This is a genomic window from Ruegeria sp. BG11 (genome assembly GCF_056538565.1).
The window spans coordinates 736,552-746,768 of record NZ_JBQFTH010000001.1; the positions used below are offsets into that span (position 1 = coordinate 736,552).

Consider the following 10,217-nt stretch of genomic DNA (forward strand, 5'->3'; position numbering starts at 1 on the left):
CCGGATCGTCAACTGTGTTTAACTGGTAGCATCGATGATTGGTATGACACCAAAATTTTGATCTATTTTAGAAGAGGTTGCCCGAAGCAATTAGAAACGCCAAAAATCCAATAAGCGCAACCAAACACACCGCCTTCCTCGGCGAACGCTGATCGGAGTCCCATTTCCCATTATGAAAACGCCCCTGTACTAAATCTGAGTCCCCACCATCAATGAGGTACAGGTTATGTAAAAGCCAAAACGAAGCGGCGATTACAGTCCAAATCAGACCGAGTACAATAGGCGCTAAGATCACAAGAACCAAAGCACCTCCTAAGATAAAGAAGATGGTTTCTAACATCGCCAACAACCTTAACACAGTCTCTGACCGCGTGTAGTTTTATTCACTAGCCACCCTAGTAATCGTTCAGCATCAAACGCGCGGTGGCCGTGTTGATCAAACAAAGCCGTTGCGTTGACAACTAATATTGTGCAGTCGATTTTGGCAAAGCCTTTGCTGCTCAAACGATTGTCTCGTTTCTTGAGCCTGCGGTTTCCGCTCGCCAGTTCCTCAAACAAGAGATTGTCAACATTCGCTAGCAGCAAGTGGCAGTGACTGTGTCATACCGCTCTGTCGAGTAAACGCGCTTTTTTAGCTGGCGAAGGCAGTACCAAGAACCCAGGTCTGAGGAACGGCCCTGACTCTAGTTTTCGACCATCGCGTGCAACAAGTGGTGCGAGTCGCGCAGGCTTTGAAATCGAGCGCCCACATAGATTGCTTTCGTGCGTTTACCACCCTTTAACCAACCTTTGAGCAAGTTCACCTGGTAGGCGTCCAAAGCGGATACAGTGATGAAGAGCCAAATGCTTGAAAATCTCAAAAAGGTCTTAACCGGAGACAAGAAGAAGTTCGGAAAGTTGGTCAAATACGATGGGCAAGGCGGTTTTTCAGAAGATGCGTTGCAAGGTTTGAAGGACCTCGAAGCACGCACACCGCCGCCTGACGCGGCACTAGAACCGGCTTATGCGCCAGCCTATGTCAACCGCGACCGGCTATCGCCAAAAAATGCCGCTGGCGGCGGTTTGGTAAAGGGAGATGACGGAGCCAAGCGGCCCCATTATTGGGGGCACCGAGAGCGATTGAGAACTCGCTTTCTTAAGGGCGGCCACGAACCAATGCCTGAATACGAACTGCTGGAGCTACTACTGTTCAACGCGATTCAACGGATCGACGTAAAGCCACTCGCAAAGCGCCTCTTGGCTGAGTTCGGTGATTTGAACGGCGTCATTGCTGCGTCAAAGCATCGTGTTCTTCAGGTCGAAGGTGCAACCGATTGGGTCTACTACCATCTCCGCGTGGTCGAGGCGTTCGGGCACAGGATGGCTCAGGCCCAGGTTATGAAAAGGGACGTCGTGTCATCATGGGAAGCACTGGTCACTTACTGCCGCACTGCTATGGCGCATCGCGAAGTTGAGCAGTTCCGTGTCCTGTATCTGGATCGCAAGAACGTTCTCATTGCTGACGAAGAACAGTCAAGAGGTACTGTTGACCATGTACCGGTTTATCCGCGCGAGGTTGTCAAACGTGCTTTGGAACTCAACGCAAGTTCGCTCATTTTGGTCCACAACCACCCATCTGGCGACCCCACACCCAGCAAGTCGGATGTCACCATGACAGAACGCATTCAGGACGCTTGTGACACGATGGGCATTTTGATCCATGACCATGTCATCATTGGAAAAAAAGAAGAATACTCATTTCGGTCGAATGAATTGCTATAAGACGTGTAAGTCTTTAGGCATCTGGCGAACTGTGATGTTTGACAGAGAGTCCGATTGATGAAGTGCGTTCTTTCTCTTGCGCTGGTCTTAGTTTCCGCCGCCGCCCACGCGGGTTCCCTACACGTCCGTGACGCTGACACAATCGTTGTAGACGGCACCCCGGTTAGGTTTCAGGGCGTTGATGCCCCTGAGCTGGACACACTGGCCGGTCAAGACGGAAGGCGTTGGATGGTGAACTACCTTCGCGGGAAATCCATACGATGCGAGCTGACCGGCGAGAAGAACGGAGACCGCTATATCGGGACATGTTACGCCGATGGAGAAAACGTTAGCGCCGCTGTTATTGCTGCAGGACATGCGCTGGATTGTCGCCGGTACTCGGGGGGGCGATACAGGCACCTAGAGACGCCAGCAGCTAAATCAAGACTAAAGCGAGCTAGATATTGTAGGTGATGAACTGGAGCGAGTGTCGGCTTCGCGGACATGTACGACTTTGCTTTTAAGCGTCGTTACATGACCAATCAATGCTGCAATGCAGCCCACTGCGAGAATAGCGGCAGTAAATGTGTACCTCATTCTGCATCTCCCAAAGCCAGCAGAAGAAGACAGGCTAGAATAGGTGACCCCAAAAAACTGACAAAAACCCTAATCAGTTGTCTACGATTTCTCCGTGCCGCCATGCCTACGGGCAGCAGGATATACAGCCAGATCAAGAAAAAGAGCGCCAACGCTCCCGCGATTACTACAAATAGTTATTCCATCACCAGCCGCCCATGTACTTAATTTCGCCGGTTTCGAGGTTCATCGCATGAGTTGAGCCAACCCGCATATACATGTCGTTGGTATCAAGGTGCATGAACATATCTTCGCTGCCCGTACGCATATATGTCTGCCCATCAATGGGGTTCACCCAAACCGCTTGGGTATGAACTGGGGATGCTGCGCCGGAAGCCGTCGGAGCGGCCGCGGGCACAGGTGTATAGGTCGGAGAATGCTCTGTTTCATCGACGGCGCATGCCGTAACTGCCGTTAGTGCAAAGATTGCTATCGTTCGTTTCATGCATCTGGTCCGCATCGCTTTTAGAAACTCAACCCCAGGCAACAGCGGCTGGAGACGAACCGCATGCTTCTAGGCGGCCAGCCAAAGCGATTAGCTTCCCTTTTGTAGCGGCAATCTCTCCTTCAAGGTCGGCACCTGAAAGGCTTGAGACAGGTACGCCAATCAAGAAAACGCCTAACGCATCACCCGTTACGGCATTCTTTTGCGCCGCCACCAGTGTCGGAACTTTTGCCGACTCTTGTTTGTATAGACTTGCGGCGCGGGAACACGCTACATCGCCATAGGTATCACCCATTGAAACCGGCGCTATTGCCCCCGGTTGTTGCGCACAAGCGGATATGAACAGTGTTCCGCATGCGCTCAAAACTGGAATTGTCTTCTTGATCTTCATTGCTAAGTTCTCCTTTCCTTCAAGAGTTATCTAGGAAAGAAACCCAAAATTCGCATTCGAAATTCTGCCAAAAAAACCGCGAGTTAGCGGTTTTTTGGCATAACCTCAAAAAGACAAGAAGGTTTCGCGAGCCAATGACTTCCATCTATCGCTGTGAGATGTCGTTGATGGGTTTTCTGTCAGGCGCGACCAAAAAATGTAAACTAAACCGCCGGTGATTTCGTAGCGTTTGTCGGATCGGTTGTGAATGGTCGGTTGGCGGGTGTGGCGGGGGGTACTGAGCTGTGCAAGATGGGTCATGCTGGACACCTGCGAGTCTTGAGCGACTAGGGCCAAGTTTTAGCGCGTTGCTCAGGACCAACGATCGCGCGCGCGCGCGCGCGCAGCGGCAGTATATCAAAGATTACATCAACTAGAAGGTTTAACGTTCGAATTTGCCTAGTGAGTAGCTAACCAGTGTAATTGGCTCCTTGTCTGAGGGTATCCGCAAGCTGCAAGACGCCCATCTAGGTCGAGAACAATGAATTGATTTTTACCAAGGTCATTTTGAGGCGTTACTGTAGAAATCAACACCCCGGTGCGGTGACGGCACCCCCTTGAACGGTTTCACACAATCCCCCCCGGCTTACGCTCTGCCCAGCCACCACAGCCGCAGCAACCGCAACGCTCAACGTGCAACGTCACGTGTCGAGACGTGCTGAGGGTGACCGAGGTGTGGGGTGGTCATGCTGGTGGGGTGGTGCGTAGCGTGCAGTGATCATACGTTCATCTATTGCGAAACATAGATACCGTTACGGACCGCACGACCCATGCCGCTACACTATGCCCGTCGCCCCTGCCGGTCATTGTACCGCTGCGTCTGCGTTGATCGTTGGTTGCTGGTGGGTTGCGTTCACGGTGCGCAGTGGTCCGTCATAGCCCGCCTATATGTGCCCCCATAATAGACCGATCATCTATGCTGTATTCATACTTTCGTTGGTTGCTGGGGCATGGGGCATTTAATTTCCGCCTAACCTCTACAGGCTGGGGCACAACTGTGGGGCACGACCTGTTTTTGACCCACCTTTATGCACAAAAATATAGGGTTAACTTATTGATACTACCGAATAGTACAAGTGGACGTCCGTTTAAGTAAGAAGTGGATGCCCCAAAAGTGAATTTTATATCATTGCACATATATGCGGGGTTTTCCAAAAACGTGCCCCACGTTTGTGCCCCACTTATTTTAGCGTGTATTTGATGGCGTCACGATACGTTCCACGCGCTTTGATGCGACCTTTGCGTACGTAACCGAGACCCGCTAACGCTGTCTTAATGCGGTTGCGTTGTGCCGTCGTGCGTTCCTTATCGGCAATACCCATCAGCGCGAAACACTCGGGCAAGCTGGTCTCAGGTCTGTTTGCGAGTAACGACGCCAACGTGTCCTGCCACGGATCGACCTGTACACGGTCCATCTGTATCTGCCGTGCAGATGTTTCCTCACCGGATGTCAGGTGCCACTGTTCACCGTTACCGTACGCGCGCACCGCCTCGGCCCATAACTGATCACGCACACCGCGCAGACCTTCGACATCAAACTTGCCGTCTGTCTGCACGATCCACATACGACGTTCACCAGCCGGGTCGCGCAGGTAGTCGTCGCGGTTGGTCGATCCGGCAAACACGTTCCGTCTTGGAACTATGATTTCCTCAACGCCGTAGGACGGGCGAAAGATGTCGACCGGGGTTGTCAGAAACGACCGCATGTTTTCCAACTCGCCACGATGGACCTGCGTCAGTTCCGCCATCTCTATGATCCAGCGACCCTGTAAGTAGGATTTGGCGTCTTTGTGATGGAAGTCCGGCAAAGAATCCCCGAACCAATCCCGGTTTGGACACAACGCCGCCAGAGCGCTGGATTTACCCACACCCTGCGGACCTTCAAAGATCAGGGCGTTATCAGCCTGACAGCCGGGTTCCAGCGCGCGGGCCACAGCAGCAATCAGCCATTTGCGGCCCACTGCGGCAAGGTAGTGCATATATGCCGGATCGCACGCCGTCGCATCGACACCGCAGTAAGTCCAGAGCCACGCACCGATCCGGGGCACACCGTCCCATTGCAGGCCGTTCAGGTAGGTTGCGAGCGGGTCAAAGGTGTTGCGGTCGGCTGCGTATTGAACGGCACGCAGCACATCGCCGTATCCGATCTTGTTGAACAGATGCGCCTGCATCCAAGCATGGACGCCGCGATAGTGGGCGTCTGCCACGAATTGACCGGCTGTCGCGTTGAGCCACGGCATGTCTCGCATAATGACGCGCTTGTTGTTGAACGTATCGAACGCAAAGACGCCGCGCCAAATGTCATTGTTGGTCAGGGTGGCCAGCACGTTCGCGTAGTTCGCAACCAGCTTGCCGTCGACCGAAGTGAATTGAAATTGCCCATCGCCGTGATGGGCCAACACGGGCTGACCGTCTGCTGGTAACACCTCACCCGTAACAGCCGCCCCCGGTACCGTACCGAGCGGGACGGGCACCTGTGGGGCAATCTCAGGCATCCCGGCCTGCATGGCCTGCTTGAGTACCATTCCCTGCTTAACGCGCAATTCCAGATCACCAGGTAGCACGCCGCCATTTGATTGACGCGCCCAATAGACCAGTTTGCCGAACCCGGAATACCCGTCCGCGTCGAAACCGTCCCATATCCGCTTGGTGTACGCCGGATCGTTCTTTGGTGCCTGCGCACTGAACCGCTCAAACATTTCCCAGCCGCCACCACCGCAGGAGTTCTTGATGGCGTATGCGATTCCGATCCAGTCGTCATATTCCAAGTCATCGTTCCTGATCAGATCGACCACAGGCCCGATCAGGCGCGGGTCGTGCGGCTCGCTACCCAGACCCGACAGGCCGTCATTGCTGGTGTTCACATTGGAAGCCCGACCTTTGGTCCAGCCGTGCCCCTCGGCAATCGTCATGAGTTCACTGACCAGATAGTCCATTTGGGCAGCCGTCGCCTGATGGATCAAATCGGCACGTAGAGGTCGGTTCCATTGGTATGTGGCACCCTTGGGGTGAATACCTGCTACAACGGCCTGAGAAGGTCGCCCCTTGGCTGTTACACCCATGATTTCAATACGCTGGGTCTCGCCATTACGTCGGATCGGGTACTGACGCCTGCGGATCGTTTCGCCGGGTGCGATCTGGAACAGGACCATGAATTTCGGCACTTGGCCCCACCGAACAAAGTATTCACCACCACCGAGTTCATGGATACGATTGAGCATGGCCTGTGCGGTATCTTGGTCGGTAAGGTCGACATCCAAGCCGGTCCACCGCCCCCCCATTTTTAAGCCTGTGTTCGCACCGAGTTCGTCTAACCGCGCGGCCTTTACACCGTTCATCTCATAGCTGGGCCACGATCCAAGCCCGTCCCAAGCACCTCCAAAGTAGTCGCCGGGGCATTTGCCTCGGGCATCCGGGTCGACCTTCGACGTCTCGTGCAGTGCGGCACCAGCCGGGATCACAGGGATGGTGTCTAAAAACCCCGCCTGTAACCACTGAATGTGCGTGCCCCCTATCTGGGGTACCAGAATACCTTGATCGCCAGTGTTAAAGGGTGTTACTTTTGTGCCATCCATTGCGTGGTCCTTTCATGGTCCATCGTTGCTTGGTCCCTGCTGTGAGAGGTCAGGGGGATATGTTAGCGGCCCGGTGCAGATCGCACCGGGTCACTTCATTTGAGGCACCCTGAGATGGCTTGTGGTGCCTCGGTATGCTGGATCGTTCGACCCGTGCGGGTCAACCCGCCCTATACAGTCGGGCGTTTTTCTCTTTCAGCAGATGATCGGCAAGCGCCTGTTCGGCGTGATGCAACGCCTTGCGACGGTCCATCACAGTCCGCGTCAGACGGTCAGTTTTAACGTCATATTTGCGCTGGTTCTGTATGCACGATGTGGTGCGGATCGGTGTGTGCTTCATGCCATCAACGTATCAAAACGTTTGATTCAACACTCATGACTTTCTGTGAAATTATATGAATTGTCATAGAGGTAACAAGGACTTAGCCACATGCTAGACATCGAACAACTCTACCGAGAAGAAATCCGCAAACACCTGCAAAGTGTCGATTGCAAATCCGTGTACACCGGTTCGATTCCGGTACTCGCCTCCACATCCCCTTCCTCTAAATACCGTCTCCGGGAATCAGTTTTCAGGAGGAACGCCCCCGAGGCACCACTTCGTACCCTGGTTCTTCCGGCTCATCGTCCTGCATTTCCGTAGGAAAACCCGGTGCGCGGATGTCCAAGCCGGTGGCTTCTTCAAGGCGTTTGATGATGTTTGGCGACAGCTCACGCTCGCCAAACCGGGCGATGCCATCCTCAAATATCTTGATCATCACCGGATTGATTTCCAGCGGAACACCGGCGCGGTCGGCGACATCCTGAAACAGGCCGATATCCTTTTTCACCAAATCCATTGTAAACGAAATATCGCGCGAGCCGTTCAGGATCACCTGGCTTTCGGTTTCGTGCACGAACGAGGTCCCTGACGAAATCTTGATGGCCTCATAGGTGGTGTTCAAATCCATCCCGGCGGCCTTGGCGGTGACCAGCGCTTCAGCACAGGTGATCAGGTTGGCCGTTGCCAGATAGTTGGTCAACACTTTCAGAACCGAGGCCGAGCCGAGCTCTCCGGTGTGCAGAACGCGCCGTCCCATGGTGGTCAGGAACGGCAAAATGCTTTCGAAGGTATTGCGGTCGCAGCCGGCGAAGATCGAGATATTGCCCGTCGCCGCACGGTGGCAGCCACCCGAGACAGGGCAATCGACTGCAGCCCCTCCGCGCTCCAGAACCAATGCCCCCAATCGCTTGACCTCGGCCTCGTCAGTGGTGGACATCTCCATCCAGATTTTACCGGGGCCAACCTCGGGCAGCATCTCTTGCATCACCGCGTCCGAGGCCGCAGGCGACGGCAGGCAGGTGATCACAGCGTCGCAATCGCGCATCATCTGGGCCGGGCTTTCAGCCGCTTTGGCCCCCTGCGCGACAAAAGCCTCAACAAGATCGGAACTTAGGTCATGAACCGTCAGGTCGATTCCATTGCGGAGCAATGACCCTGACAGCTTACCGCCCACATTCCCAAGCCCGATAAAACCTACTTTCATGGATTTCGCCTCCGTTTGCGATTTGAGACCATGCGACCATGCATCAGCGTCCTGTTCATGCCGCCTAGCGACGCTGGCAGGTCGCTTTTCAACGTGCCGCAGCGGTCTGAGCTGCATCGCGCTTGACAAGCTGCGGGTGCGTGCCGCATGAGCCTCGTGTTGGTGTCTGTGCGAACAGATGAAAAGGGAATGCGTCAACGGGTTTTCCGCCAAGCGCAGCCGCCCCCGCGACCGTGACCGGAGAGGGTGCCCAAGCCACTGGCTCAAAGCCGGGAAGGCGGGACATCCGACAGAGTACGCCTCTGACATCCGCAAGCCGGGAGACCTGCCAGCGCCCGAAGATGAAACCGGACGGGGTGTTCCGGTGTCGGGTCAAGGGACCCGCATGAAACCCCGTCCCCCACGATGAGGAGTTGGGGGGATGAGAGACATGACCGAGACCGCTCCGGTCGAATTGCTGGTTTGCACCACCTGTCGTCGCGGGCTGCCCGTTGAAGACGACGCGCAACGTCCCGGCACGCTGTTGCACAAGGCGCTTGAACAGGCGGAGCTGCCGGAAGGGATTACCCTGAGAGCCGTGGAATGCTTGTCGAACTGCAACGAGGGCTGTTCCATCGTGCTGCGCGGCGGCCCGGATCGCTGGACCTTCGTCTATGAACATTTGAACGAAACCGACCATGTCGACGCGATCGTTGACGGTGCCACCAAGTACCTTGCGACCGAGGACGGCTTGGTCAAATGGCGCGAGCGCCCCGAACATTTCCGCAAGAACTGCGCAGCCCGCATTCCCCCGATTGGAGCCCTGAAATGAGCAACTTGGAAAAACTCCCCGTCACCGTGATCACTGGCTTCTTGGGCTCGGGCAAAACGACTCTGGTGAAGCACCTGATGCAGAACCCGCAAGGCAAGCGTCTGGCCGTGGTGGTCAATGAGTTCGGCGATGTCGGCGTCGATGGCGACATCCTGAAATCCTGCGCCATCCCGGATTGCCCAGCGGAGAACATCATGGAATTGGCGAACGGCTGCATCTGCTGCACCGTGGCTGATGATTTCATCCCGACCATCGAAGCCCTTATGGCGCTGGAGCCGCGCCCCGATCACATCCTGATCGAAACTTCTGGCCTCGCCCTGCCCAAGCCCCTGTTGAAGGCGTTCGACTGGCCCGATATCCGGTCAAAAATCACCGTTGATGGCGTCATCGCGCTGGCCGATGCCGAGGCCGTCGCCGCTGGTCGCTTTGCGCCGAATGTCGAAGCGGTGGACGCTCAGCGCCTGGCCGACGATTCGATCGACCATGAAACGCCTCTATCCGAAGTGTTCGAGGATCAGATCTCCTGCGCCGACATCATCCTGCTGACCAAGCCTGATCTGGCCGGCCCCGAAGGCGTGGCAAAAGCCAAAGAGATCATCGCCGCCGAGGCCCCTCGCCCGCTACCCGTCGTCGAAGTGGCCGAAGGCGCCGTGGACGTCCGCGTTGTACTTGGGCTTGAAGCGGCTGCCGAGGATGACATGGACGCCCGCCCGTCGCATCACGACGGTCACCACGACCACGAGCACGACGATTTCGAAAGCATCATCGTTGATCTGCCTGAACAGTCCGACCCTGCCGATTTGATTGCCAAGATCGAGCGTCTGGCCAATGAGCTGAACATCCTGCGCGTCAAAGGCTATGCCGCCGTTCAAGGCAAGCCTATGCGCCTGCTGGTTCAGGCCGTGGGGGCCCGTGTGCGTCACCAGTATGACCGTCCGTGGGAGCCCGGTGAAGACCGCCGCTCGCGCATGGTGGTGATCGCCGAGCATGACGACATCAAAGAAGCAGAAATCCGCGATATCCTCGCGAGTGTAACCGAGGCCGCCGAGTAAGG

General features: G+C 55.5%; 10 protein-coding genes and 1 riboswitch. Of the genes, 4 read left to right on the forward strand and 6 right to left on the reverse strand.

All coding sequences use genetic code 11. The features are described 5' to 3' along the window. Positions 1-67 precede the first annotated feature (67 nt). Positions 68-340, reverse strand: a complete 273-nt coding sequence (locus ACR0JF_RS03715; protein ID WP_170640963.1) for a hypothetical protein — start codon at positions 338-340, stop codon at positions 68-70. 491 nt (positions 341-831) lie between these two features. Between ACR0JF_RS03715 and radC the strand changes: the two genes are divergently transcribed. Both radC and ACR0JF_RS03725 read left to right on the forward strand, forming a co-directional pair. Further along, on the forward strand, positions 832-1,761 hold the full coding sequence (radC, locus tag ACR0JF_RS03720; RefSeq protein WP_170640966.1) for a RadC family protein: 930 nt from the start codon (positions 832-834) through the stop codon (positions 1,759-1,761). A 57-nt stretch (positions 1,762-1,818) separates the two neighbouring features. Then, positions 1,819-2,214: a thermonuclease family protein gene (locus ACR0JF_RS03725; RefSeq protein ID WP_170640968.1), complete on the forward strand. Its 396-nt coding sequence runs from the start codon at positions 1,819-1,821 to the stop codon at positions 2,212-2,214. Positions 2,215-2,521: 307 nt separating this feature from the next. Here the strand turns inward: ACR0JF_RS03725 and ACR0JF_RS03730 are convergent, their stop codons facing one another. The 5 genes from ACR0JF_RS03730 to ACR0JF_RS03750 all read right to left on the reverse strand — a co-directional run bounded on the left by ACR0JF_RS03730 (position 2,522) and on the right by ACR0JF_RS03750 (position 8,469). Beyond that, complete coding sequence (locus tag ACR0JF_RS03730; protein WP_170640970.1) at positions 2,522-2,821, reverse strand: hypothetical protein; 300 nt, start codon at positions 2,819-2,821, stop codon at positions 2,522-2,524. Between the two features lie 28 nt (positions 2,822-2,849). Then, positions 2,850-3,212 (reverse strand): hypothetical protein, encoded by a 363-nt coding sequence (locus ACR0JF_RS03735; RefSeq protein ID WP_170640972.1) that lies wholly within the window; start codon positions 3,210-3,212, stop codon positions 2,850-2,852. Positions 3,213-4,432: 1,220 nt separating this feature from the next. Further along, the gene (locus tag ACR0JF_RS03740) at positions 4,433-6,826 is read right to left on the reverse strand and encodes a VapE domain-containing protein (protein WP_170747377.1); all 2,394 of its coding nucleotides are present in this window, start codon (positions 6,824-6,826) and stop codon (positions 4,433-4,435) included. Between the two features lie 160 nt (positions 6,827-6,986). Beyond that, positions 6,987-7,166, reverse strand: a complete 180-nt coding sequence (locus tag ACR0JF_RS03745; RefSeq protein WP_170640978.1) for a hypothetical protein — start codon at positions 7,164-7,166, stop codon at positions 6,987-6,989. A gap of 232 nt (positions 7,167-7,398) precedes the next feature. Further along, on the reverse strand, positions 7,399-8,469 hold the full coding sequence (locus ACR0JF_RS03750) for an NAD(P)-dependent oxidoreductase (RefSeq protein ID WP_480668892.1): 1,071 nt from the start codon (positions 8,467-8,469) through the stop codon (positions 7,399-7,401). Positions 8,470-8,495: 26 nt separating this feature from the next. Then, a riboswitch (cobalamin riboswitch) is annotated at positions 8,496-8,699 on the forward strand. Between the two features lie 83 nt (positions 8,700-8,782). Between ACR0JF_RS03750 and ACR0JF_RS03755 the strand changes: the two genes are divergently transcribed. Together ACR0JF_RS03755 and cobW are read left to right on the forward strand one after the other, a co-directional pair. Further along, positions 8,783-9,163 (forward strand): DUF1636 domain-containing protein, encoded by a 381-nt coding sequence (locus ACR0JF_RS03755; protein ID WP_170660307.1) that lies wholly within the window; start codon positions 8,783-8,785, stop codon positions 9,161-9,163. Then, a complete protein-coding gene (gene cobW / locus ACR0JF_RS03760) occupies positions 9,160-10,215 on the forward strand; it encodes a cobalamin biosynthesis protein CobW (RefSeq protein ID WP_170660250.1) in 1,056 nt (351 codons plus the stop codon). Before ACR0JF_RS03755 ends, cobW begins: the two co-directional genes overlap by 4 nt. The last annotated feature ends 2 nt before the right edge of the window (positions 10,216-10,217 follow it).